General features: G+C 36.9%; 26 protein-coding genes and 1 other annotated feature. Of the genes, 3 read left to right on the forward strand and 23 right to left on the reverse strand.

The window, feature by feature from the left end:
* Nucleotides 1–149 precede the first annotated feature (149 nt).
* The 3 genes from LOK41_RS01645 to LOK41_RS01655 all read left to right on the forward strand — a co-directional run bounded on the left by LOK41_RS01645 (nt 150) and on the right by LOK41_RS01655 (nt 2,606).
* Entirely contained in the window at nt 150–1,292 is a 1,143-nt protein-coding gene (locus LOK41_RS01645; RefSeq protein WP_241814931.1) for an IscS subfamily cysteine desulfurase, read from the forward strand.
* Entirely contained in the window at nt 1,292–1,834 is a 543-nt protein-coding gene (locus tag LOK41_RS01650) for a transcription repressor NadR (RefSeq protein ID WP_241814886.1), read from the forward strand. Before LOK41_RS01645 ends, LOK41_RS01650 begins: the two co-directional genes overlap by 1 nt.
* 124 nt (nt 1,835–1,958) lie before the next feature.
* A complete protein-coding gene (locus LOK41_RS01655; protein WP_241814887.1) occupies nt 1,959–2,606 on the forward strand; it encodes an MOSC domain-containing protein in 648 nt (215 codons plus the stop codon).
* A 90-nt stretch (nt 2,607–2,696) separates the two neighbouring features.
* Here the strand turns inward: LOK41_RS01655 and pheA are convergent, their stop codons facing one another.
* From pheA to LOK41_RS01770, 23 genes are all read right to left on the reverse strand, one after another.
* Nucleotides 2,697–3,548, reverse strand: a complete 852-nt coding sequence (gene pheA, locus LOK41_RS01660; protein WP_241814888.1) for a prephenate dehydratase — start codon at nt 3,546–3,548, stop codon at nt 2,697–2,699.
* 96 nt (nt 3,549–3,644) lie between these two features.
* A complete protein-coding gene (locus tag LOK41_RS01665; protein WP_241814889.1) occupies nt 3,645–5,555 on the reverse strand; it encodes an ABC transporter permease in 1,911 nt (636 codons plus the stop codon).
* 49 nt (nt 5,556–5,604) lie between these two features.
* Nucleotides 5,605–7,521: an ABC transporter permease gene (locus tag LOK41_RS01670; protein WP_241814890.1), complete on the reverse strand. Its 1,917-nt coding sequence runs from the start codon at nt 7,519–7,521 to the stop codon at nt 5,605–5,607.
* Nucleotides 7,496–8,272: an ABC transporter ATP-binding protein gene (locus LOK41_RS01675; RefSeq protein ID WP_241814891.1), complete on the reverse strand. Its 777-nt coding sequence runs from the start codon at nt 8,270–8,272 to the stop codon at nt 7,496–7,498. The genes LOK41_RS01670 and LOK41_RS01675 overlap by 26 nt, the downstream gene beginning before the upstream one ends.
* Nucleotides 8,273–8,365: 93 nt before the next feature.
* Nucleotides 8,366–9,448 carry a HAMP domain-containing histidine kinase gene (locus tag LOK41_RS01680; RefSeq protein ID WP_241814892.1) on the reverse strand — a complete coding sequence of 361 codons (1,083 nt, stop codon included), beginning with the start codon at nt 9,446–9,448 and terminating at the stop codon, nt 8,366–8,368.
* Nucleotides 9,438–10,145, reverse strand: a complete 708-nt coding sequence (locus LOK41_RS01685; protein ID WP_241814893.1) for a response regulator transcription factor — start codon at nt 10,143–10,145, stop codon at nt 9,438–9,440. The genes LOK41_RS01680 and LOK41_RS01685 overlap by 11 nt, the downstream gene beginning before the upstream one ends.
* A 296-nt stretch (nt 10,146–10,441) precedes the next feature.
* A complete protein-coding gene (obgE, locus tag LOK41_RS01690) occupies nt 10,442–11,728 on the reverse strand; it encodes a GTPase ObgE (protein WP_241814894.1) in 1,287 nt (428 codons plus the stop codon).
* Nucleotides 11,728–12,276, reverse strand: coding sequence for a sporulation initiation phosphotransferase B (locus LOK41_RS01695; RefSeq protein ID WP_241814895.1), 549 nt, complete (start codon nt 12,274–12,276; stop codon nt 11,728–11,730). Before LOK41_RS01695 ends, obgE begins: the two co-directional genes overlap by 1 nt.
* A gap of 64 nt (nt 12,277–12,340) precedes the next feature.
* The gene (gene rpmA / locus LOK41_RS01700; protein WP_017150650.1) at nt 12,341–12,631 is read right to left on the reverse strand and encodes a 50S ribosomal protein L27; all 291 of its coding nucleotides are present in this window, start codon (nt 12,629–12,631) and stop codon (nt 12,341–12,343) included.
* A 3-nt stretch (nt 12,632–12,634) separates the two neighbouring features.
* Nucleotides 12,635–12,979, reverse strand: coding sequence for a ribosomal-processing cysteine protease Prp (locus LOK41_RS01705; RefSeq protein WP_090687665.1), 345 nt, complete (start codon nt 12,977–12,979; stop codon nt 12,635–12,637).
* Nucleotides 12,980–12,990: 11 nt separating this feature from the next.
* On the reverse strand, nt 12,991–13,299 hold the full coding sequence (gene rplU, locus LOK41_RS01710; protein ID WP_003200848.1) for a 50S ribosomal protein L21: 309 nt from the start codon (nt 13,297–13,299) through the stop codon (nt 12,991–12,993).
* Between the two features lie 14 nt (nt 13,300–13,313).
* Nucleotides 13,314–13,391, reverse strand: a sequence feature (ribosomal protein L21 leader region).
* 77 nt (nt 13,392–13,468) lie between these two features.
* Nucleotides 13,469–14,857, reverse strand: coding sequence for an Rne/Rng family ribonuclease (locus tag LOK41_RS01715; protein ID WP_241814896.1), 1,389 nt, complete (start codon nt 14,855–14,857; stop codon nt 13,469–13,471).
* A 68-nt stretch (nt 14,858–14,925) separates the two neighbouring features.
* Nucleotides 14,926–15,786: a M50 family metallopeptidase gene (locus LOK41_RS01720; RefSeq protein WP_241814897.1), complete on the reverse strand. Its 861-nt coding sequence runs from the start codon at nt 15,784–15,786 to the stop codon at nt 14,926–14,928.
* A complete protein-coding gene (locus tag LOK41_RS01725; protein ID WP_241814898.1) occupies nt 15,779–16,522 on the reverse strand; it encodes a M23 family metallopeptidase in 744 nt (247 codons plus the stop codon). Before LOK41_RS01725 ends, LOK41_RS01720 begins: the two co-directional genes overlap by 8 nt.
* Before the next feature lie 173 nt (nt 16,523–16,695).
* A complete protein-coding gene (gene minD / locus LOK41_RS01730) occupies nt 16,696–17,493 on the reverse strand; it encodes a septum site-determining protein MinD (protein ID WP_174098853.1) in 798 nt (265 codons plus the stop codon).
* Nucleotides 17,494–17,495: 2 nt separating this feature from the next.
* A complete protein-coding gene (gene minC, locus LOK41_RS01735) occupies nt 17,496–18,182 on the reverse strand; it encodes a septum site-determining protein MinC (protein ID WP_241814899.1) in 687 nt (228 codons plus the stop codon).
* Nucleotides 18,183–18,217: 35 nt separating this feature from the next.
* Nucleotides 18,218–18,760, reverse strand: a complete 543-nt coding sequence (mreD, locus tag LOK41_RS01740) for a rod shape-determining protein MreD (RefSeq protein WP_174098851.1) — start codon at nt 18,758–18,760, stop codon at nt 18,218–18,220.
* 12 nt (nt 18,761–18,772) lie between these two features.
* Nucleotides 18,773–19,627, reverse strand: a complete 855-nt coding sequence (gene mreC, locus LOK41_RS01745) for a rod shape-determining protein MreC (protein WP_241814900.1) — start codon at nt 19,625–19,627, stop codon at nt 18,773–18,775.
* 41 nt (nt 19,628–19,668) lie between these two features.
* The gene (gene mreB, locus LOK41_RS01750; RefSeq protein WP_174098849.1) at nt 19,669–20,685 is read right to left on the reverse strand and encodes a cell shape-determining protein MreB; all 1,017 of its coding nucleotides are present in this window, start codon (nt 20,683–20,685) and stop codon (nt 19,669–19,671) included.
* A 159-nt stretch (nt 20,686–20,844) separates the two neighbouring features.
* Nucleotides 20,845–21,522 carry a RadC family protein gene (radC, locus tag LOK41_RS01755; RefSeq protein WP_241814901.1) on the reverse strand — a complete coding sequence of 226 codons (678 nt, stop codon included), beginning with the start codon at nt 21,520–21,522 and terminating at the stop codon, nt 20,845–20,847.
* Between the two features lie 201 nt (nt 21,523–21,723).
* Entirely contained in the window at nt 21,724–22,299 is a 576-nt protein-coding gene (locus LOK41_RS01760) for a Maf family protein (protein ID WP_241814902.1), read from the reverse strand.
* Nucleotides 22,300–22,510: 211 nt separating this feature from the next.
* The gene (locus tag LOK41_RS01765; protein ID WP_241814903.1) at nt 22,511–23,470 is read right to left on the reverse strand and encodes a stage II sporulation protein B; all 960 of its coding nucleotides are present in this window, start codon (nt 23,468–23,470) and stop codon (nt 22,511–22,513) included.
* A 167-nt stretch (nt 23,471–23,637) separates the two neighbouring features.
* Nucleotides 23,638–24,939: a bifunctional folylpolyglutamate synthase/dihydrofolate synthase gene (locus LOK41_RS01770; RefSeq protein ID WP_241814904.1), complete on the reverse strand. Its 1,302-nt coding sequence runs from the start codon at nt 24,937–24,939 to the stop codon at nt 23,638–23,640.
* Between the last annotated feature and the right edge of the window lie 17 nt (nt 24,940–24,956).

The following is a 24,956-nucleotide window of genomic DNA, read 5'->3' on the forward strand; positions in this document are numbered from 1 at the left end:
CGCTCGTTTTCTCTCTCTGTTTTTACTTGGCATGGGTAGGAAGAGGCTCTGACCGTTTCTATGCACGGCTGGATGCTCTCTCCCATCTAAAAAAGGTTTTTCATTTACATTAAAAAACGAATGTAACTCTACTATAGAGAGGACTACACATTATGATATATCTTGACTATGCGGCTACAACACCAATGAGAAAAGAAGCGATCGACACATACACGACAGCAGCAGAGCAATACTTCGGTAATGAACAAAGCTTACATGACATCGGGGGATCAGCTTCATCTTTACTACAAGCTTGCAGGGCATCATTTGCACAAATGATTGGAGGCAAAGAACAAGGGGTATTTTTCACAAGCGGCGGTTCTGAATCTAATTATCTTGCAATCCAATCACTCTTAAATACCAAAAGCGGTAAACATATTCTTACAACACCGATGGAACACGCATCCATTCGCAGCTACTTTCAGTCATTAACAAAGCAAGGGTATACAATTACAGAAATCCATGTAGATTCAGATGGGCTTATTAATCTTGAAGCTCTAGAAGCAGCTATTACAGACGATACAGTTTTAGTAAGTATTCAACACGGCAACTCTGAAATTGGTACCGTTCAGCCTATCTCAAAAATTGGAGCCTTACTAAAAAAACACCATATTTTATTTCATACAGATTGTGTCCAAACATTCGGTAAGCTCCCAATTGATGTTGCAGCGATGCATATTGATAGCCTTTCTGTTTCTGCACATAAAATATATGGACCAAAAGGTGTAGGTGCTTGCTATATAAACCCACAAGTACGCTGGGGGCAAGTCTTCCCAGGAACATCACACGAAAAAGGATTTCGCCCTGGTACAGTTAATGTGCCTGGCATTGCTTCCTTTCTAACAGCGGCAGAATATATATTAGATGACCGAGAAGAAGAAAGAACTCGTTTTGAACAATTACGATCTTATTTTATGGAACAATTACAAGCAATTCCTCTTGAAATTCAAGTAGAAGGACATTCTACTTCTTGTTTACCTCATATTATTGGGGTTACAATAAAGGGAATCGAAGGTCAGTACACAATGTTAGAATGTAATCGCCATGGCATCGCTATTTCAACAGGAAGCGCATGTCAAGTCGGCAAACAAGAACCTTCAAAAACAATGCTTGCAATTGGAAAAACGTATGAAGAGGCAAAACAGTACGTTCGCTTTTCATTTGGACGTCACACAACAAAAGAACATATCGATGCAACCATTCATGCACTACACACAATTGGAAATCAATTTTATAGAGGTGTTAAATTATAATGAAACAAAATGATCGAAAAAAAATTTTAGGAGAAGAAAGAAGGCAACTCATCCTGCAGTGGCTCCTCGCAGCTAACGAGCCGTTATCTGGAAGTGAGTTATCCAAAAAAACAAATGTCAGCAGACAAGTCATTGTGCAAGATATTTCCTTACTAAAAGCACGAAATGAGCCAATTATCGCAACTGCACAAGGGTATTTATATTTAAAACCACAAGCAAAACAACAAGCTTTTGAACGTGTTATCGTCTGTCAACATAAACCAGATGAAGTCCGCCAAGAACTAACAATGCTTGTCGATCATGGGGTTACAATTAAAGATGTGAAAGTAGAACATCCTGTATACGGCGATTTAACAGCTTCTATTATGGTCAGCAACCGCTTTGATGTTGAACAATATTTACAAAGGATCGAAGAAACAAAGGCATCCTATCTATCTCAATTAACAGATGGGATCCACTTACATACAATTGAAGCAGATTCCACTGAAAAATTAAACGCTGCCTGCGAAGCGCTAGATCGCGCTGGATTTCTTGTTTATTAACATTTAATCCACCATCATCAATCGTGCATGACTAGATGAAAAAGCACAGAGACTTACATTGCTCTCTGTGCTTTTTCATATGAAATGATATAATATTGAAATCAATTATAAAGGGGGATAACATATGGGAATTGAACTCATTCACTTTAGTACCGGCAAACCGAAGCAAATGCAATATGGAGAAAACAAAGAAATGACAACGGGTATCTGTAAAGCCCTTACAGAAGAGACCTTTTTATCAAAAGATGGCTTTCGCGGAGATGGTGTAGCCGACCTAAGATTCCATGGTGGACCTGATCGCGCTGTTTGTGTCTATCCACATGAGCATTACGCACTATGGGAACAAGAATTTCAAACAAAGCTCCCACCCTCTACATTTGGCGAAAATATTACAGTAACAAATATGCGAGAACATGATGTTTTCATCGGCGATACATATCAATTAGGCGAGGCAATTATTCAAGTCACACAAGGTAGAGTGCCATGTAGTACTATTTCCAAACGTCTCGGAATCCCTGGGATCTTACCTCGCATTGTAGAAACGGGTTATACCGGCTATTTATGTCGCGTTCTTCAAGAAGGTGTTGTTCGGAAAGACTCCAAAATCACATTACTTGAGCATCATCCAAGTAATGTATCCATCCTGTTCTCTAATGAAATCTATTTTCATAGAAGAAAAGATATCGAAGGGATTGAAAAGATTCTTGCTGTTCCAGAGCTAGCAAATGTTTGGCGTGAGCAGTTAGCGGATCGTCTTACAAAATTAAAGTAATATAAAAAATCCCACCATGTAAAAGTGGGATTTTTATATCATTTTAAAACACCTTCTTCGTTTCAAGCAATTTAAACGTTCACCTCACCTTTATAACCAATAAGAAGAATAACTCCCTAACACCGTAACAGAAAAACCTAATGCTTCAAGTTCCATAGTCACCCCTGGTAATAGTACATCATCATATGCTTTGTCTACATCAATTAAGAAAAAGTAATTTCCAAGGCCTGTTTTCATCGGACGGGATTCAATTTTTGATAAGTTTAATTTTCTCCATGCGAAAGCTGATAACACTTGATAAAGTGCCCCCGCGTAATCGGCAGGTAACGTTATCATAAGCGTCGTTTTCTCTCCGCGGTTCTCACCGTTTTTCGGTAATAACGCTTGTTTCTTTTTATGTAACACAAGGAAACGCGTATGATTGTTTTTATGCGTATGAATATTACGCTGTACAATTGCCAAATCATACTTTTCCGCTGCTGCTTCATTTGCAATGGCAGCGATCCTTTCTTCTGGATGTTCTTTCACATACTGCGCCGCTGCACTTGTCGATGTCATATCCCGAACGGTTACACCTTTTAACTCTTCATTTAAAAACTTATGACATTGCGCAATCGCATGCGGATGAGAATGCACTGCATATACTTCTTTCCATACTTTTTCATAATCTGGGTGGACAAGCAAATGTTGCTGAATGGGCACTGTAATTTCTCCTACAATGAAAAGCGGTTGTTCATGCACAAGATAATCAACTGTAATATTGACTGATCCTTCAATTGCATTTTCAAGTGGTACAACAGCGAAATCAACATTTCCATTTGCTGCAGCATCTATACAATCAGGAATCGTACGATACGGTACATGCTCTGCTTCTGAAAAAAAACGACTCACCGCCATATTTGTAAATGTTGCTTCTGGTCCTAAATATCCAACTCGAATCATCGTCTTTTCCCCTCTTTTTCGTTTTCTTACTGTTATACCATAATTTTTTATATTCTTCTATGTAAATTTCGAATATTAAAAAAAGACTAGCATTCGCTAGTCTATATGTTTCCTATATTCTCTTTGAGCGAAGAAGAAATAAATAACGCATGCTAAAAGATAAAACGCAATGACAACACATACGTTTTGAAATGAGCCCTCCCTAAAAACTGTCCTATGGAACGTATATAACGCAACCGCACTATGCGTGCTTCCTACTAAAATAGGAGAAAAGAATAACACACTTAATTGCCAACGAGAGATTTTCCATACTTCCTGCTTTGTCACTCCAATTTTAGATAGTGCTCGATATTGCTTCCGATCAGATGAAATAGTATGAAACCATTTAAAATACACAATGCTACATGAGGTAAGAAAGAATAGTATACTGATAAACGAACCAGTAAACAAAGTAAATTCCCCTATCTCTTTCATGCTCAAATATAATTCCATATTATTTCGAAATGTACCATTCTTATCTTGTTTCATATGCTTACGTAAATCTTCATTTAATCTCTTTGTATTTTCAATATTATCTAATGTATAACCTCGATATATACGTTTTTCAGAATCAGGCATTGTATTTACTATACCATTAAAATCTTGATCATTCATGACAAAAAACATCCCATTTACTTGATCCATGTGATAATTAAATAGCGATCCTTCTTTTTGTCCGTTACTTGTATAATCAAATGTCTGCCCAAACACATTTAATTGAACATTTCTCTTATTATATAAGAGAGATTGATGCTTATTATAATAAACAAGAGTAACAGTTCCTCTTTTTGGCGAATACGTTTTTTGTCCTTGCTCTCTTGCCTCTTTATTATATTCGCTCGCTCTTATTATAGTCGCCTCAGTATTTTCTCCATTATCGGACTGAAATGTTGTTTGTAATCCTACAAAAGTTGTATAGCGAAATTTATGAAATCCATGTTTATGTAATAGATTCTCAACTATGTTCTTATCAAAAATTTCATTAGACCCAGTACCTTTTTCTACATATGAAAAGGATTGTGCCCCTCCTCCGCGCCACATATCTTGCATGCCCGAAAAATATAAAAATACCGTACCCGTTGCTGTAACAACAATAGTCGTTGCCATAGATAAAAGAAAGAAAAAACGGCCATTTTCCTTCATTCTATGTGATAATTGATTCACTATAAATAAATAAGGATATGTATACATAATTCTTTTATTCCGTTTTATCACTTCTAGAACTTGTATCACACCGTGTGTAAACGAAAAATACGTTCCAATAAAAATGAATATAACAACAGGGATGAAATATATCGCTATTGTTGGCAATGTGGACTGTAATGCTAAACCATATCCTATACCTAAACAAGCAAATCCTAGCATGCAGAGCCATTTCGAACTTTTGGTTTCCCTTTTATCCATTCGAAATTCTTTTAATAGACGAATCACTTTTATATTCCATATACGTAAAGCACTTACAAATGATAAAACGAAAAAGACAATTGTATATGTAATAAATGTTGTAAAAATAGCTTTCATATCAAAAATAAGTGTTAATTCTTTCGGAAGTCTAAGCAGCATACTAAATATCATAAAAAAGAGTTTTAAAAATATCATGCCGAGTCCAATACCAAAAACGTTAGCAAAAAAACCGATAATCATCTGTTCGATTATTATCATGCCTACAATATTAGACTTTGTTGCTCCCATCAACATATATAGTCCTAATTCTTTTTTACGTGCTTCTATAAAAATAGAGGTAGAATATAAAATAAAAAAAATAAAGAAAGAAATGATAATAAAGTTACATACAATAAGCCCCCACCGTACATTTTGATACCACATCGTTTCTTGCATAGAAGGATGTACAATTACTGACATATACGCATAAGAAGCAAATATAGCAAAACAACTACTCAAGAAAAATACTTTATAACTCCGCCAATTCCCTCTTATATTTTGTATCGCTAGCTGTCTAATATTCATCTGCATCCTCCCTGTAACTTGTTACACACGTAAAAAGCTAGAGGTTTCCCTAGCTTTTTACGTGTTTTAAATATCCTCTTTGTGCAACCATAAAATAAATTGCTGAAGCTAAAATATATGACCCAATCACAATCGCACCTGATTTCCATAAATCTAAGTAAAGCATTTTCCCTAATGTATGGAGTGCAAATCCACTATGAATCGCACCAATAAGAATCGGGATAAAGAAGATAACTCCCATTTGACGAATGGCGATTTTATGAATCTCTTTATCTGTCATACCAATTCTTCTTAAGGATTTAAATTGGATACGATCCTGTTCTTTGTCATTAAACCATTTAAAATATGTCATGCTGCAAGCAAAGAAGAAGGAGAGTACTGCTACGAAGAAACCGATGAACATTGTAATTGCCCCTTGTTCCTTTATCGCTTTATAAGTGAGAACCGAATTATGGAAATTCTGTTGTTGTTGTTCTTGAGCAATTTCTTTTTTCAATTCTACTACAAGATTCTCTGTTTCTTTCCAGTCTTCAATATAATATCCGTAATATTTCGTCTTTTCTTCATCCGGTACCAGCTTTTCATATTTTACAAAATCTTCATCATTCACAATGAGATAACCTTCATCATTAAAAACAGATTGCGAAGTTGGATCATTTAGCTTACTAGATTGTTTTTGCCCGTTCAGCGTAAACTCAAACGGCTTTGTACGATCTACCTTCACAAAGTCATTCATCATATCAATTAAAACCATCGTTGCACTTCCCGGTGCATTATGAACTTCCTCTTTCTTTTGCTTGCGTGCTTCTGCATTATATTCCTTTTCTGAAATAATCCCTAAAGGCATCTCATGCTCACCATTAAACATCACTAGTTTCTGTTTTGCAGGAAGTTTTACATATGTTACTTTTCTCGCATCCTCAAACCCGTGCTTTTTCAGTGTTGCTTGCATTTTCTCGTCACTAATAACATTATGCGTATTTACCCCTTTTTCCTCATATGAAATTGCATGAGGAGTACTTGCTACTGTTTTATAACTCATATCTTGAAAGAATACGTAAAGCGTCCCAACCGCTGAAGAAACAACAGCTGTAATAATAGAAATAACGAAAAGAAAACGAGCATTATCTTTCATTTTATAAATAAGATTGCTAAGCACAAACATATTTGGATATGTATAGAATGATTTTTTTCGTCTTTGTAACGCTTTTAATACAACTGTACTACCTTGTGTAAATAGTAAATATGTTCCTCCAACTGTTAGTCCTACAATCGGCAAGAAGTACATAAGAAAATTCATAAGCGTCACTTGGAAGCAAAGAACATATGCGACAATAATACATAATATCCCAACTACACATAACCATGTAAATGCAAATGGCTCTACTTTTTGCTTTCTCGCTTCTCTTAATAAATCAATAATTTGTAAACGGCCAACCGTCCAAACGCCAAACAGTGATAAGAGAAAGAAGAGGATGAAGTATATACTAGCTGTAATTAAAACAGCTTTGCCATTCCAGACGAGCGGAAGGGTTTTGTCTATACCTAACAATACACTTAAAGCCTGGAAGAACAGTTTTGAACATAGCATTCCTAAACCAATTCCTACTACAATTGCAATTCCACCTAAAATCATTTGCTCTAACATAATCATTCGGCCAAGCTGTGCTTTCGTTCCACCTATTAATGTTAATAAACCAAACTCTTTTTTTCTTGCTCGTAAAAACGTTGAGTTAGCATATAGAATAAAGAGCGCCGAGAAGATGACGACAATATAGTTCATAGATTCTAATCCTTTAGTAATCATCATCTTCATACTAATATTTCCGCTCACTATATCTGGGTGGTAAATGAACGAAGCATACATGAAAAATACTACAATCGATAAACAACTACTAATAAGGAAAGCTTTATAATTACGCCAATTTCCTTTTACATTATTAAGCGCGAGCTGGCGAAAGTTCATGATATTCCCCTCCTAGCATCGCAAGTACATCTAAAATTTCTTGGAAAAAGGCTTGCTTTGTTTTTCCTTTATGAATTTCTGAGAAGATTTCTCCATCACGTATAAAGAGAATTCGTTCGCAATAACTCGCTGCTACTGGATCATGCGTTACCATCGCAATCGTTACTTTTTTCTGTTCATGTAAATCTTGCAGAGCACCCATTAACGATTTTGCAGACTTAGAATCTAAGTTCCCCGTTGGTTCATCTGCTAAAATTAATGTCGGTTCATGAATAATGGCACGTGCAGCTGCAGCACGTTGCTGCTGTCCACCTGATACTTCATATACTTTTTTGTTTAAGATTTCTTCAATGTTTAAGAATTTTGCAATCTCAAGTACCTTCGTATCAATTTCTTTTACAGAACGTTTTGCCATTACAAGCGGCAAAATAATATTTTCTTTAATGGATAGCGTATCCAGCAAGTTAAAATCTTGGAATATAAATCCTAAGTGCGTGCGACGAAATTCTGCTAGTTTTTTAGCACGCATTTGGCTAATCTCTTCACCATTTACATAAACATGACCTGATGTTTGTTTATCAATTGTTGCTAATAAATTCAAAAGCGTTGTTTTCCCACTGCCTGAAGGTCCCATAATTCCGACAAATTCGCCTTCTTCAATTTTGAAATTTATATCATGCAAGGCAGTCGTTGCCACTGATCCTTTTGATTGATAAACCTTCGTTAATCCTTTTACTTCGAGAACACTCATTTCTAATCCCCCTATGTGTTTCCTTCTTATATTTACTATAAGAAAAATGTGAGAAAGAAACGAGTGATTTTCCTTACAAAACCATTTGTTATCTTACAATTTTGTCATTTTTCTCATCAATGTATGATATTCTTCATCTTTTGCAAATTGGAATGTAAATGTTGTACCTTCTCCTTCGGTTGATTGCACGTAAATTCCGTGATGAAGATTATCACAAATTTCCTTTGTAATATATAATCCCATTCCTGTTGCTTCTCTTGTTTTTCTTCCATTTGTTCCTGTAAAGAATGGTTCAAAAACTCGTTTGATATCTTGCTTTGGAATACCAATCCCAGTATCACAAATATGTAATAAAACTGTCTGTTCCTTCTCCTCTATTTGAAACTGAATTTCTTTCTTATCCGCTTGCGAGATTTTTGTGTATTTAATTGCATTCATAATAATTTGATTGATTGCAATACTAATCCACTTCCGATCAGAAGCAACCATGCAGGTTTCTTCTTCAAACACTAATTTCGGATATACAGAAGATTGAATGAAGGACTTTCGATTTTGATTAATAATCTCTCGAACGACATCTATGACATTTACTACTTCTACTTTATAGTCTTTCGCGAACTGCTCTAACCTTGCCATATGTAATGCTAAATCTAAACCATTTAAAATACGATTATTTTCTTCTCGGACACTTTCAACTGTTTCCCTTGCCTGACGATGTTCTTTACCAAATTTCTGCAATAATAATTCAATAACTGACACCGGTGTTTTCATTTGATGAATCCACTGGTTCATGAAAATCATTTGCTGTTGCTCTTTTGCATGCTGCTTATGAATTTCATTCATATATTGCTGCCTCAGCAATGTGAACGCTTCTACAATTATTTCTTGCTCTGACGTATAAGAAGCATCAATGAGTAAAGAATCATGCAAAGTTTGTCCCCCAGTAATATATTGTTCTATCCTTTTTAAAAATACACTTCTCTTTCGGTAATCGTAAATGAGGTATACGATAAATACGACGGTTCCTAATAAAAGTCCATATAGCCAAGTTCCTAAATCAATTTCCCTCTTTTCTAAAAGGCTTTGCAACTGTAATACAAGCCCAAATAAACAAAGGCTGACCACATAAGAAAAAATTAAAGGGAGGCGATCGATGAGATAACTTTTAAGCTTCATGCCCTTTGCCCCACTCTGTAAGAAGCGCATAACCATATCCACGTTTTGTCACAATTGCATTTTTGATTCCAAGCTCCTCTAATTTCTTCCTCACACGCTTTACGTTCACTGTTAATGTATTATCATCAACAAAAGCCACTTCATCCCATAGGGCCTCTAATAGCTCTTCACGCGTTACATATTGATTGGCTTGTTTCATTAAACATTCCAATAAGTAAAATTCATTTTTTGTGAGTTCTGTTTGTTGCCCTTTCCACTCTACTGTGTGCTGAGATGGGAATAATAACAATCCATTTACCCCTAAACAATCACTCTCTGCCGTAGAAGCATACTCCCCATATCCTCGACGAAGTGCACTTTTCACCTTTGCCATTACGATGTCTAAGTGAAATGGCTTTGTAATATAATCATCTCCACCATTCTCAATTGCCATCACTTGGTCCATTTCCCCCGTTCTTGCAGAGACGAATATAATTGGTGCATTCGAAACTGTGCGAATTTGGCGACACCAATAGTAGCCATCAAAGTACGGTAAATTAATATCAAGTAACACAAGATGAGGGTTTATTTTTACAAACTCATCTTTTATATGACTTAAATCGCTCGCTCTAAACGATTGATATCCATACCTTTCTAAATGCTCCTCCAATATTCCCGCAATTTTTTCGTCATCTTCTACAATTAATATTTTATACATATACTCCCTCTCCCCTTGTTTCTTACTACGGAGTGATAATTTCTTTCACTCTTCTGAATTTTAAACCGAATATATATCCAATTTGAATTTCCGACATATAACTCGCGGCCATGAAAATTAAAAGAAATTTCCACGCTTCTTCTCCTTCTGTTCTCACATGGCATGGGGCTAAAAAAGGATTTGACCGCTTCTACGCCTAGGCGGATCCGCTCTTCCACCTAAAAAACCAGGCTTTTTTATCGCTTTATTTACACTCCTTTCTCCATTATAAAAAAGACTGCCGTATTTTGGCAGTCTTAATCGATAAATTCAAATTCATATTCAAGAATTTTTACAATATCCCCGTCTTTTGCACCACGTGCACGAAGAGCTTCATCAATACCCATTCCGCGCATTTGACGAGCAAAACGACGTACAGATTCATCACGTGAGAAGTCTGTCATCTTGAATGTTTTCTCAATATCGTAACCAGAGATTACAAACGTACCATCGCTTTCACGTGTAATTTCAAATTTAACACCTTCAGTTTCAAATTTGTACATTACACTTGCTTCTGATTCATCTACAACATCATGTACTGGGAATTCTGGTGTTGTTTCCACTAAGTTTGCTACTTCAAATAATAGATCACGAACACCTTGTTTTGTTACTGCAGAGATTGGGAAGATTTGAACTTCGTCTCCTACTTTCTCTTTAAACGCTTGTAAGTTTTCTTCCGCATCTGGCATATCCATTTTGTTTGCAACAACAACTTGTGGACGCTCTGTTAAACGCAGATTGTACTCTTTTAATTCAGCATTGATTGTTACATAATCCTCATATGGATCACGGCCTTCTAAACCAGACATATCAATCACATGCACGATAACGCGTGTACGTTCGATATGACGTAAGAATTGATGTCCAAGTCCAACGCCGGCGTGTGCTCCTTCGATTAATCCAGGAAGGTCAGCCATAACGAAGCTGCGGTTATCACCTGTTTCAACAACACCTAGGTTTGGAACGATTGTTGTAAAGTGATATTCTGCAATTTTCGGACGTGCTGATGATACAACGGATAATAATGTTGATTTACCCACGCTTGGAAATCCAACAAGTCCAACATCCGCTAATACTTTTAATTCTAAGATGACATCACGTTCTTGACCCGGTTCCCCGTTCTCAGCGATTTCTGGCGCTGGGTTCGTTGGAGTTGCGAAACGTGAGTTACCACGGCCACCTCGGCCACCTCTTGCGATAACTGCCGATTGCTCATGCGTTACTAAATCGGCAAGAATTTGACCCGTTTTTTCATCTTTTACAACTGTTCCTGGTGGAACTTTTACGATTAAATCGTCAGCTTTACGACCATGCTGTCCTTTACTCATTCCATGCTGACCACGATCAGCTTTGAAATGACGCTGGTAGCGGAAGTCCATTAATGTACGTAAGCCTTCGTCAACAACGAAAACAACATCTGCACCTTTACCGCCATCGCCACCTGCTGGGCCACCTTTTGGAACATACTTCTCACGACGATACGCAACCATTCCGTTTCCACCGTCGCCGCCTTTTACATATATCTTGACCTGATCTACAAACATTATTTCACCACACTTTTTTCGATTGGTTGTAATATAACCGAGACTTCGTCATCTCGTACTGTATAAGAAATGGAATACCATTCATTGTTTTGGTTTGTAAGCCACGTTTGTAGTTCTTCTACATCCGTTAGCTTGCCACGAAAATCAAAAAAGAAACGAGCATTCTCCGCGTCACATTCAATTGTGATACAAACATAATTTTCAACATAAACGTCTAAACTATGCTGAAGCATTGAGAAAAATTGATTTGCCCATGCACAAACTTCCTCATCGTAATGAGATAAGTTATGTATTTTTCCTAATACTTCGTACTCCAATAAGCACGGCTGCTGTTTCCAATTATATGTTAAAATCCACTCTGAAAATAGAGGCATCGATAGCTCCATCAGATAAGATTCTTGTCTCGCTTCTTGGACAAAACGCTCGATGAGCCCATGAATCTCTTCCACTCTTCCAAGTGAAAGGTTTCCTTTAATCATCTGCATACGATTAAGCCAATCATGTCTTGAATGGCGCAATGCATCTATAATTGTCCATTTTTTATTCATCCAGATACTCCTTAATATAGAAAAACTCTAACCTGCACTCAGGTTAGAGTTTTCCGTGAGTTTCTTATGCTTCTTGAGCAACAGGATATACGCTCACTTGTTTGCGGTCACGGCCAAGACGCTCGAAGCGTACTACGCCGTCAACTTTCGCGTATAAAGTGTCATCGCCACCACGACCAACGTTAACACCTGGATAAATTTTTGTACCGCGTTGACGGTAAAGAATTGAACCACCTGAAACCATTTGACCATCTGCGCGTTTAGCACCAAGACGTTTTGACTGAGAGTCACGACCGTTCTTTGTACTACCTACACCTTTCTTAGATGCGAAAAACTGAAGATCTAATCTTAACATACGTTACACCTCCTGCACTTTTTCTATTAAACGGATATACTTTCCGTAATCAAGTTCAATCGTCTTAAGCGAAACAACTAATCCTTCTAAAAGTGTTTGTGCTTTTTCCATCGTATGAGCGTCTAAATCATTAGGCAATTCATACGTTAAAAATCCGCCGTCACTTCCAAGTTCAATAGTTGCTTGCACATTACAAAGTACTTCCACTGCATTTATAGAACCAAACACAACCGCAGTTGTTCCAGCACAGACAAGATCTTGTCCATGTGGCGCATAATCGGCATGTCCAGTCATTTTAAATGATTGGATACTTCCTAATTTCGTGCGACTTATCGTAATTTTAATCATCTTAACCAGAATTAAGCGTTGATTGCTTCAATCACTAGCTTAGTGTAAGGTTGACGATGACCTTGTTTCTTACGATTGTTCTTTTTCGCTTTGTATTTGAAAACGATGATTTTCTTAGCGCGACCTTGTTTTTCAACTTTCGCAGTAACTGTTGCACCTTCTACAACTGGGCTACCAACTTTCACGTTTTCGCCACCAACGAAAAGAACTTTGTCAAAAGTAACAGTTTCACCAGCTTCAGCATCTAATTTTTCAATGTAGATTTCTTGACCAGCTTCAACTTTGATTTGTTTTCCACCTGTTTCGATAATTGCGTACATACTTGCACCTCCTCATAATTACTAAGACTCGCCAAAACGAGGTAGACATAAAATGTCTTTTGGGAACCTGTCTTGTGCGGTTGTAGCATATAGCAGTTTAGGTGCTATAAACTATAACATAGAGATGTTATCATGAAACATAGACGATTGTCAATAAATGTTCTGCTAACTATTTTTTCCGATTCATTATTTCTTTCTTCGTTCCAAATCGAATAATCGCATACTTCTCAGTTTCTTCATCTGTGAAATAAATTTGAAGTGGTATATTTTTTTGTAATTCTTTTTGTGAAAATACTTTTTGCACTTCTTTTGACGCTGCAATTAACACCGCTTCATCTTCTACATGATTGTACGTAATAAGCTCTCTTTCCAGCTCATATGCAATTGTTTCATTTGAAATCACGTACCCTGTCGTTTTGCACTGCGAACAGTCTTCTAGTAATACGTCACGCAGCGAGTGTTTCTTACGCTTACGTGTCATTTCTAAAATACCGAGTTCTGTAAATCCGAGAACACGGGTATATGTACGATCCCTTTGTAAAGAAGAAATGAGTCTCTCTCTTACCCTCTCTTTATCTTCTTGTTTTTTCATATTAATAAAGTCAATTAAAATCATGCCACCAATATCACGTAATCTTAATTGACGAGCAATTTCTTCTGCAGCTATTTCATTTGTCCGCAACACTGTATCTTGCAAATTTTGTTTCCCAGTAAATTTACCCGTATTCACATCAATTACCGTCATTGTTTCCATTTGTTCAATAATCAAATAAGAACCGTTTGGTAACCACACTATTTTTTGCAGTGCTTTTTCAATTTCGCGCTCTACACCATAGTAACTAAACATAGAAGCCTTTTCATTATACAGTTTGACCTTTTCTTTTCCCACTTTATCTTCTACTTCCTTTAAGATACTACGTGAATCTATGATTACTTTCGAAATGGATTCAACTGGATTTCCCTGAAACACACGATCTAAAAACGTCTCAGGACGATGAAGCAATAATGGTGCCTTTCCTTGCTCCTCTTTTCTTTTTAACCCTTCAAACAGTTCCTGAAAATGTTTCATTTCCATTTGAATTTCATCTAAAGATCCTTTTTCACATGCTGATCGAAAAATAAAGCCGCCCGTTCCCTCGACTTGAATTTCCATTAATTGTTGTCGTTTCTTATAATTTTTTATTTTCCGGGAAACAGCACGCATCTCATCATATGGCATATAAACGACATATTTCCCAGTAAATTCTATATTAGCTGTTAGCTTTGGACCTTTCGTATCAATTGCTTCTTTCACAACTTGTACGAGCAGAGCTTGCCCTTCGTGTATTCGATATGATGATGGAACATCGTCGTAAGAAAGATATGCATGTTTTTCTAAACCTATATTTACAAAAGCTGCATTCATCCCCGCAATTGTGCGCACTACGCGTCCTAAGTAAATATGTCCGACAATTTCTTGTTCTTCGTTTCTTTTCCATAGTAGTTCGACAATCTCTTGTTCTTCTTCAACAGCAACTCTCTTTTCCGAACCAGTATAGTTGATGTATAACGTTTTCAAAATACTTTCCTCACTTTTTTTATTTTCTTTTCCTCTTACAATATAAAAGGTTAGTGTCATCGTCAACACTAACCAATTAATTCTGCTACAGATGAAGTTGTTCGTTTTTCAGTAAAATAAGCATAAAGCAATTCATTTTCATCTAATGTATAGTGCTCTTTATATTTGCCTTGAACGATAATCGAGTGTTTATACCCTCTCCGAAACTTTGTAAAAATTGTATACAACCGGTCGTCCGTTCGCACCTCGATTGGAGCAATTTTTTCAATATCTCGCTTGTTTCCATAATAACGTTCTAGTAAAAAACGCATAAACGCATAGCGCCGTTGCTTCCATTCTTGATATAAAGAAATAGCTAAAAACAAAAGAAGCGCCCACATCATAATATTATTACTATTCCAAAGGAGTTGCCACCCTAATATCACACTAAAAAAAACACATGATATTTTCATCATCTTCTCATGCGCCTGTAAATAAGGGAATTGATGTGATAAAACATTAAACAATACTTTCCCACCATCTAGCGGCCAAATTGGTAATAAATTAAACCCTAGAATAATTAAATTGTTCCATACAAAAAAATGATACAGTTCCTCACCAACCCATCCTGTCCTAGACAAGACATACGCTAGCCCAATCATCCATACATGTTGAATAGGCCCCGCTATTACAACGACTAATTCTTCCTTTAACGGCTTATTCCCGTGTTCCTCAAGCTCCGCCACACCGCCAAACGGCAAAAGTTTTATTTCCTTAATCCTCCATTTATAATGAGCAGCTGCGAAGGCGTGCCCAAGTTCATGAATCAAAACGATACAAAATAAAAGTAGTAATTCTTTAAATCGCGCTGTGAAAATTCCAATCGCTATAATTCCCCAAAACAGTGGGTGCACTGTAATTTTTGACAGTACTTCGCTATATTTATTCAAATGAAATCACCTGAATCGGATCGATAAATTTTTCATTCTTTTTGATTGCAAAATAGAACTTACCATTCTTGTTATCTGCACTGCTCCCAACTGTTCCAATCTTTTGTTTCTTTTCAACATAATCATATAATTTCACGGATGTCTCACCTAAATTTCCATACCAAGATTCCGTACCATCTGCATGTTGGATCTCAACTATATTTCCAAATTGCTCTTTCTTACCAGCGAAAATGACAACTCCTTCATTTACAGATTCAACAGCTGTATTCGCAGCTGTTTGTACAAATACACCTTGGCCGTTTTTTTGAAAACTTTGCATGACTTTTCCTGAAGCTGGAACTGCATAATCTTTTTGTTGCGCTGATTGCTTCTTTTCATTTGCAGGTAGAAAGGCGAGCGGTTTTCCAAATTGATCTTCGTACCATTTAGATACAGTAGCAAACTGAAATTCTTCTTGCATCACTTGTTTTACAACCGTTTTTGCTCCGTTAAAAGAAGCCGGTGCATTTTTAAATAAAATAGCTACCGAGAGAACAAGAATTGCTGCTAATAAAAATTTAAATAAAAATACTTCTTTTCGAAAAAGAGGGTGTACCTCTTTTTCACCTTCTTCAATGAACATCGTTTCTCCATCAAAGTTTCCTTCTGAAAAATACTGTTCTTCCTCAAGCCTCTCTTGTTCTTCTTTTCTCTTTGCAATCCGCTTTTTAATCTCTTCTACACGTCTATTCTTCATCTTGTCTCCTTCCTTTTGCCACCTCTTCTTACAAGAGGCGAGTAAAGTGAAACTTCCAGTAAATAAAAGTTCTCTATTTACCAAAATACAGTTTGTACATATGTATGAACTCTGAAGAGGAGATATTCATGAGAAGAAAAAAAGAAAGCACCTCGCATACATGCGAAGTGCTTTTAACGAATTCCAAAGAAATTCTTTACTTTTGTAAAAACAGATACTTTTTCTTGTTCAAAGGCTTGTAAAGGTACAGATTCGCCTAACAAACGTCTTGCAATATTGCGATAAGCTAATGATGCTTTCCCACTTGGCTGCAACGCTACAGGTTCTCCTGTATTTGTGGCACGAATGACCTCATCATCGTCTTCGACAACTCCAAGTAAATCAATTGAAAGCGTACGTACAATTTCATCTACATCTAACATATCTTGCTCATGCAACATATGGCTACGCACACGGTTAATAACAAGTTTGGGTGGTTCGATATCTTCTTTCTCTAAAAGTCCGATAATACGGTCTGCATCACGCATAGAAGATACTTCAGGTGTCGTTACAACAATTGCTTTATCCGCACCTGCCACCGCATTTTTGAATCCCTGCTCAATACCAGCAGGACAATCAATTAATATGTAATCATAATCTTGACGTAATACCTGTATTAATTCATCCATTTGTTCAGGTGTTACCGCTGATTTATCACTCGTTTGTGCTGCAGGTAATAAATAAAGCTCATCAAAGCGCTTATCTTTAATCAGAGCCTGAGATAAACGACAACGACCTTCAACGACATCAACAAGATCAAATACAATACGGTTTTCTAGCCCCATTACTACGTCTAAATTTCTTAGACCAATATCCGTGTCAATTAAGCAAACCTTTTTCCCGGATAATGCTAGGGCTGTACCAATGTTTGCAGACGTTGTAGTTTTGCCTACTCCGCCTTTTCCAGATGTAATTACTATTGCCTCTCCCACAGCTATACAATTCCCCTTTCTAACTTTGTTAAATTAGGTCTAAGATGAGTGAGAAGTTGCAGGCGATCGACAACAATGTGATTGTTCTCATTAATATATGCACATTCTGCCGTCTCTGCTCCGTCTTCTTTCTCTTCCGGAGCCCGCATTGTCACATCACTAATTCGAAGTTGCATCGGATTCATAACAGATGCCGCGATTACAGCATCTGTATCCCCATAATATCCTGCATGTGCAATACCTCGTAATGATCCAATGACAAAAATATTTCCCCCAGCGATAACCGTTCCGCCTGGATTAACATCTCCAATTAATAATAGATTTCCTTTTACTTGCAATACTTGACCTGAGCGAACAATTTTGGAAACAGGGACAGTTTCTGTTTCTTCTTTCCACGCTATTGCTTCAGCCTTCGTGATAACATCGCTCTCAATCGAATCGACAACAAGATTTTTTTTATTACGAATCAAAGTACGAATTTCTTCTTGCTGTACATCTGTCAAATAGCGATTGGCAACTTTAACATGTACTTCGATTAATGAACGTCCATCACCATCATAATAGTGAGTAGAAAGTTTTTCATCCAGTTCTTTCAGTAATTCAGAAAATGAACAGCAATCATCTAAATGTAATGTCAGTCCATCTTTTGTCCCTTTTATCGTTACATTCTGTTGCTTTTTTTCTTCCACTAAAGTTCACCCCAACGATTCAATTCGACATAAAATCAGAAAATCCTTTTTTCTTTTTCTTCCATCGCTTTTGAAAGACGTACAAGATATCGTCTCAGTGGGAAACAAACTAGCAATAAGAAAATTCCATTTAACAATAAAGTAGCAAGGAGACGATCTGAGAAAAAGATATGCGCTGGTACATGAATACGTCCTAGCAACGTTAAAAATCCATATACATAATATTCTAATGCCGCAATACCCGCTAATACAATAAAAGAAACAATGAATAAATTCAATTGCAATACTCTCATCGCACTATACACAAGATACGCTAAAATCGGATAAGCAAATATATACACACCAACAAGTTCTGTATATACAGTATCAAATAAAAAACCGAATAATAGTCCATAATAAATACCTTGCAAAGGACTAAAATAAACGGTAATAAAACATAGTACAATCATAAAGAAATGCGGAGCTGCAATACTATCTTTCCAAAACAATTCCGTTGGAACTACAGTAGAAAACATATTTTCGAATAAAAACACAAAAAGAAGCAGCAGAGGAAGAATTGCTCTTTTCAAAATAGCCATATCTTCTCCCCCCTACTGTTCTAACGCTGCTGAGGGCATAACTCTTTTTGTAACCATAACATGGTCTACATCATTTAAATCCGCAGCAGGTTTTACGTAAGCTGTTTGTGTTAATCCATATTCATCCGGTGCAACATCTACAATTTTTCCAATTACTAACCCTTTCGGGAAAATATCACTTAATCCTGATGTTACAACTGTTTGATCTTTCTCTACTTTTACATCAGATGGAATCTTTGTGAAAACAAGAGTTTGTTTTTCTTTGTCGTATCCTTCAATCAATCCAAAAATACGCTCTTGCCCTTCTACTACAGCAGAAATACGATTTGTTCGATTCAGTGAGCTCAATAATTCTACAGTTGATGTAAATTGAGATACACTTTTCACGCGTCCTACTAAACCTTTTGAAGTCATAACAGCCATATCTTTCTGAATTCCTTGCTGTTCACCTCTATCAATGGCGATTAAGTCATACCACTTGTCCGGATTGCGTGCAATCACTGTAGCTTGAATTGGCTTATACTCACGAAGAGACTCTTTTTTATCAATCGTTTCACGAAGCGTCGCATTTTCTTTTTTTAAATCTTTTACTTCTACGGATAACTCCGCATACTGATCTAACTTTTCTTTTAATGCTTTATTTTCTTCATACGTGCGCTTTACATCTTCTACGTTCTCAAAGAATCCGGCAACATAATTCGCTGGCTTTTGGAATACACGTTCTACAACACCGACAGTATCTTTTACAAACTGCTCTGGCCATGTTAGACTTTTTCGTTCTTTCAATGAGATTCCAATCAATGCCACGAGAAGAATAATACTAACTAGCAAAACAATTAATCTTTTGTTTAAGAAAAACTGTGGCACGTTCACACCCTCTTAATTTCATTGATTTTTATTTTGAAATATTATCGAGCAGTTTTGAAAAGGTCGATATTATCTAAAGCTTTACCTGTTCCAATTGCTACACAGTCAAGTGGGTTTTCTGCAACAAGAACTGGCATTTTTGTTTCTTCACTAATTACTTTATCCAAGTTACGAAGCAATGCACCACCGCCTGTTAACACAATTCCACGGTCCATAATATCCGCCGCTAATTCAGGTGGCGTTTTTTCTAATGTATTTTTCACTGATTCAACGATTGCCTCTACTGTGTCTTTTAATGCATCTGCAATCTCTTCAGGTTTAATTAATACTGTTTTTGGTAAACCAGTTACTAAATCACGACCACGGATTTCCATTGGCTCAACACCTTCTGGCTCGCCAGCAGATCCAATTTCCATTTTTAATGCCTCTGCTGTTCTTTCCCCAATCATTAAGTTGTAGCTCTTCTTAATGTATTGAATGATGGAATCATCCATGTCATCACCAGCAACACGAACAGATTGACTCGTTACAATCCCACCTAAAGAGATAATTGCAACTTCTGTTGTACCGCCACCGATATCAACAACCATACTACCAGTTGGTTCCCAAACAGGTAAGTTTGCACCGATTGCTGCTGCAAATGGCTCTTCAATTGGATATGCATCGCGCGCACCTGCTTGGCGAGTTGCATCAATTACTGCACGTCTTTCTACAGCAGTAATGCCAGATGGTACACATACCATTACATAAGGCTTGCGAGAGAAAAATCCATTTGATTTTTGCGCTTGTTGAATATAGTATTTCATCATTGTTGCTGTTGTTTCATAGTCAGCAATTACACCATCTTTCATAGGGCGAAGAGCCACTACGTTTCCTGGTGTACGACCAATCATTTGTTTCGCATCGCTACCAACTGCAACGATTTGTTTTGAGTCTGTTTGCAGAGCTACAACTGAAGGTTCACGTAAAACTACACCTTTTCCTTTCACATATACAAGCGTATTCGCTGTTCCTAAATCAATTCCAAGATCACGAGTAAAACCACCAAATCCAAACATGTCATCTATCTTCCTTTCTCATTTTCACGGACTCATTTTTTTACTTTATATTTATAATAAAACAGTACGTTTTTATAATTTCTATCCTTTATTGTAAGCGAATGCCTACAAAAAACTCATAAATCACATTATAAAACAAAATAAGTAAAAAGAATAGTCTTAAATATGACCTTTTTCTTTTAAACTCACGAATTTATGGTCACCTATAATGATGTGATCAAGGACTTCAATACCAATAATTCTTCCACATTCTACTAATCGTTTTGTCACTTCAATATCTTCGCGGCTCGGCGTGGGATCTCCTGAAGGGTGATTATGCAGACATATAATAGAGGCTGCTGCGCGGCGAAAAGCTTCTTTGAAAACCTCGCGAGGATGCACAATTGAGGCATTTAGACTACCAATAAACACGGTCTGCCGATGCATAACTTGATTCTTCGTATTTAAATATAAACAAACAAAATGTTCCTGTTGCAAAAAGCGCATCTCTTCCATCATATAACTAGCACAATCTTCTGGACTCCGAATACTATAGCGATTTTGGTACTCTAAACGCACCATTCTCCTTCCTAGTTCAAAAGCAGAGATTAACTGAGAGGCCTTAGCGATTCCTACACCATGAATACTTGTCATTTCTTCTATTGTGGCATCTTTCAACATTCGTAATCCGTCAAAATGGTATAAAATTCGATCTGCTAATGTTAGAACAGACTCTTCTTTAGAGCCCGTTCTAAGTAACACTGCAAGTAGTTCCCGATTCGATAAATTACTTGCTCCTTCTACTAATAATCGTTCCCGTGGTTGTTCTTCTTTCAAAACATCACGAATGCCGTTCATATTCTCACTCCTTTTTCAATTTTATCCCGCATTAACGGGCAGTAAGATGCCCACCTCAAGATTCAGAGAGAAACGAGGAAGGTAGGTGGGGGATCAACTGCCCGTAAAAGCCCGATTGGTTCAACTAATAATCAGTGGGGGATGAAGAAACCCCCCACTGATTAAAGTTTCACTTTATCGCAAAGAAAACCCCATGCAATTTCACGCATGGGATGCATCACTATCAAATTGTTTTAATTCACGAACAAGACGTGCGATTGGTAACCCAACTACACTGTAGTAATCTCCTTGAATATGTTGAACAAAGATGGAACCCTTTCCTTGAAGACCGTAACTTCCAGCCTTATCAAGTGGTTCTTTCGATGCAATGTACGCATCAATCTCTTCTTCTGTTAATTCCCAAAACGTTACTTCTGTACGCTCATAGAACGTTACTGTTTTTTCTTTTGAAATAAGCGCAACACCTGTATATACTTCATGTGTTTTTCCTGATAATAACTGTAGCATTTCTTTCGCCTCTTTCTCATCAGAAGGCTTGCCAAGAATACGCGATTCATATGTAACAATTGTGTCTGCACCTAATACCACACAATCATCATGATTTTCTGCTACAGCCGATGCTTTTTGCAAAGCAAGTGACATTACGATATCAGCAGGCGATGAATACGCACCAATTGTTTCTTCTATTTCACTTACAACAATTTCAAACGATACATCTGCTAGTTCAAGCAATTCCTTTCGGCGCGGTGACCCAGATGCTAAAATAAGTTTCTTCATACGTTCTCCTTCCTTACATCAAGCAGAAAAATATACCTTGATCGTACCAAACAAATACCTTTCCTACAAATGAGAGAATTACCTTTTTCTTTTTGAAAAATGATATTTTCTCACTATATAACTATATATGCTCTCCCGCGAAAACATTTCTATAGATATATAATCCAAAAGAAAAGAAGTTTATACACTCCTTTCCCCTTACTTCATTATCCTACTCTTTTGCTTTTTGCGAAACTACTTTTTCATAGGAAAGTAAACCATCAATAATAACTTGGTTCAATTTAGCTACAGTTTCTTTATCAGTCTTCCCTTCTTTTATTGTTTGCATAGTTACTGATGCATACGTATATATTTTTTTTACATCCTCACGTTTAATCGATTTCCCTTCTTTTTCAATAGCCTTCCATTCCTGCTCAAGTGTCGCTACTTCTTTAGAATTACTTTTATTCCCAACTTCTATACCTGCCAAGTATTTTACAAAATGCATGTATAAGGGCTGCAACTTACTTAACAACAGACCAACTTCTTTATCGTCTTTCAGCAATGCTTGATCTGTAATTTCCCATTTCTTTTTCAAAACTGATACTCCGTCTTTTTTATACTCTCCAACTAATTGATCTATGGATTGCTCATTACTAGAAATTCCAACTACAAGTGAATATTTATCATCATTTGGTTTAATAGCTGCTACGCTCCCATTATCTTTCCACTCCTGAATCGCCGCCTGTCCTTTTTCTTCGGAAGAATAAAGACCACCTTGCACGAAATATAAGGTGATTGGCTCTAAAGCAGCACTATTCCCCACTTTTGGTTTTTCTTCTTTTTTCTCTTCAACTGTTACTTCTTTTTGCTCTGCTCCATTACTCTTTTCTCCACTTGCAACCGTAGCTTCCCGAACCGCACCTTGTCCCGTTAACAAGTGAAGCATTCCCATTCCTAACACTGTGCCAATAATAATCGCGGTAGTAGCTGTGAAAATAAATATATTACTCCATTTCTTTCGTTGCTGCCGAATAGATGGTAACTTATGTTTTTGAAACGGCACTACATTTTGCGCTGTTTCACTCTCTACTACCATCCAATCAAATTCTTCTTTTTCTTTCTTCTTTTCCTCGTAATTTGCTTCCGTTCCATTTACTTTAACTGAGATTGTTCGTGATTGCTTGTCCATACCCTCACACCTCACCTCTTATCGTTGTCCGCATCATACCATATTCACTTCACAAAAAAACGAGATATTTGTCGGAGAGGTTCGTCAAATTGTCCCATATAGTTATCCTATATGTATGCATTTGACTTCATTTGTAGAACAAAAAACTAGGACAGCAAGTCGCTGTCCTAGTTTTTGTCACGAATATATTTTCGAACTTCTGAAATGAAGTAAAGAGAGCCTGTTATGATGAAAACATCATTTTCTTGTAGCTTGCTCATTTTCGTATCAATCGCTTCTTTCCAGTTCTCAAAAACTTGTTTTGTTTCTTTACTTGAATGAGCAGCAAGTGCCTTAGCAGAAATCGCACGATCAAATGTAAATGTTGTAAAAATCATTTCATCTGCTACAGTTTCAAGTGGGCCAACCATGTTGTCTAATTGCTTATCACCAAGAGCTGTAAATAAAACGATAACATTTTTATCGTTATAATGAGCCTTCACCGTTTTCACAAGACTTGCAATTCCTTCTGGATTATGAGCACCATCTATAATTACGTCTGGATTACTTTGCAGTCGTTCAAATCGGCCAATCCAATATGCTTCACTTAATCCTACTCGAATATGCTCTTCCTCCAGTAAGAATGATAAGTATGTCTTAAGATACATAGCCCCCATCAATGCTAGTGCTGCATTTCCTACTTGATGACTTCCTTTCATCGAAATCCGAATTTCTTCAAACGAAGCGAATGGACAAGAAAAATCAAAGTGTTCTCCATCTTCATCGGATCGCTGGTGAATTGCTGTAAATTGCTTTCCAAGTTCATAAAGATTTGCATTTTTTTCTTTGGCAACCTTTTGAATAACCTCAAGTGCTTCTTCATCCTGCACACCTGTAATAACAGGAACACCTGATTTAATAATGCCCGCTTTTTCATACGCAATTTCTGCTAGTGTATTCCCTAGAATATGCATATGATCATGGCCAATATTTGTAATCATTGTAAGAACTGGATGAACGACATTTGTAGAATCAAAACGACCTCCCAGTCCTGTTTCAAACAAGACGATATCGCAGAAGTTTATTTTACCAAAATAGCAGATTGCCATTACTGTAATAATTTCAAACTCCGTCGCTTCTCCTAAATCTGTTTCATCTAATTTTTCTACAACTGGTTTGACCATATTTACAAGTTCAACAATTTCTGTGTCTGCAATCGGTTTTCCATTCACGCCAATTCGTTCATTAAATGTTTCAATATATGGAGACGTAAATGTCCCGACCTTATATTTTTCCGCTTCTAGCATATAACGCATATATGTTAAAGTTGAACCTTTTCCATTTGTTCCTGCAAGATGAACACATTTTATATGACGCTCAGGATTCCCAAGTTCTTCTAACATCCACTGCATTCTTTCTAATCCTGGTTTAATACCAAACTTTAGTCGACTATGAATCCATTCTATTGCTTCTTCGTATGTATGTATCACGTATGCCTTCCCCTTTC

It is taken from the genome of Bacillus sp. TL12, from assembly GCF_022625245.1.
GTDB lineage: Bacteria > Bacillota > Bacilli > Bacillales > Bacillaceae_G > Bacillus_A.

Excerpts from the sequence above, each read along its gene's own strand:
- LOK41_RS01650 (WP_241814886.1), top strand. The coding sequence starts at position 1,292 with ATGAAACAAAATGATCGAAAAAAAATTTTAGGAGAAGAAAGAAGGCAA.
- LOK41_RS01655 (WP_241814887.1), top strand. The coding sequence starts at position 1,959 with ATGGGAATTGAACTCATTCACTTTAGTACCGGCAAACCGAAGCAAATG.
- pheA (WP_241814888.1), bottom strand. The coding sequence starts at position 3,548 with ATGATTCGAGTTGGATATTTAGGACCAGAAGCAACATTTACAAATATG.
- LOK41_RS01665 (WP_241814889.1), bottom strand. The coding sequence starts at position 5,555 with ATGAATATTAGACAGCTAGCGATACAAAATATAAGAGGGAATTGGCGG.
- LOK41_RS01670 (WP_241814890.1), bottom strand. The coding sequence starts at position 7,521 with ATGAACTTTCGCCAGCTCGCGCTTAATAATGTAAAAGGAAATTGGCGT.
- LOK41_RS01675 (WP_241814891.1), bottom strand. The coding sequence starts at position 8,272 with ATGAGTGTTCTCGAAGTAAAAGGATTAACGAAGGTTTATCAATCAAAA.
- LOK41_RS01680 (WP_241814892.1), bottom strand. The coding sequence starts at position 9,448 with ATGAAGCTTAAAAGTTATCTCATCGATCGCCTCCCTTTAATTTTTTCT.
- LOK41_RS01685 (WP_241814893.1), bottom strand. The coding sequence starts at position 10,145 with ATGTATAAAATATTAATTGTAGAAGATGACGAAAAAATTGCGGGAATA.
- obgE (WP_241814894.1), bottom strand. The coding sequence starts at position 11,728 with ATGTTTGTAGATCAGGTCAAGATATATGTAAAAGGCGGCGACGGTGGA.
- LOK41_RS01695 (WP_241814895.1), bottom strand. The coding sequence starts at position 12,276 with ATGAATAAAAAATGGACAATTATAGATGCATTGCGCCATTCAAGACAT.
- rpmA (WP_017150650.1), bottom strand. The coding sequence starts at position 12,631 with ATGTTAAGATTAGATCTTCAGTTTTTCGCATCTAAGAAAGGTGTAGGT.
- LOK41_RS01705 (WP_090687665.1), bottom strand. The coding sequence starts at position 12,979 with ATGATTAAAATTACGATAAGTCGCACGAAATTAGGAAGTATCCAATCA.
- rplU (WP_003200848.1), bottom strand. The coding sequence starts at position 13,299 with ATGTACGCAATTATCGAAACAGGTGGAAAACAAATCAAAGTTGAAGCT.
- LOK41_RS01725 (WP_241814898.1), bottom strand. The coding sequence starts at position 16,522 with ATGAAGAATAGACGTGTAGAAGAGATTAAAAAGCGGATTGCAAAGAGA.
- mreD (WP_174098851.1), bottom strand. The coding sequence starts at position 18,760 with ATGGCTATTTTGAAAAGAGCAATTCTTCCTCTGCTGCTTCTTTTTGTG.
- mreB (WP_174098849.1), bottom strand. The coding sequence starts at position 20,685 with ATGTTTGGATTTGGTGGTTTTACTCGTGATCTTGGAATTGATTTAGGA.
- radC (WP_241814901.1), bottom strand. The coding sequence starts at position 21,522 with ATGAACGGCATTCGTGATGTTTTGAAAGAAGAACAACCACGGGAACGA.
- LOK41_RS01760 (WP_241814902.1), bottom strand. The coding sequence starts at position 22,299 with ATGAAGAAACTTATTTTAGCATCTGGGTCACCGCGCCGAAAGGAATTG.
- LOK41_RS01765 (WP_241814903.1), bottom strand. The coding sequence starts at position 23,470 with ATGGACAAGCAATCACGAACAATCTCAGTTAAAGTAAATGGAACGGAA.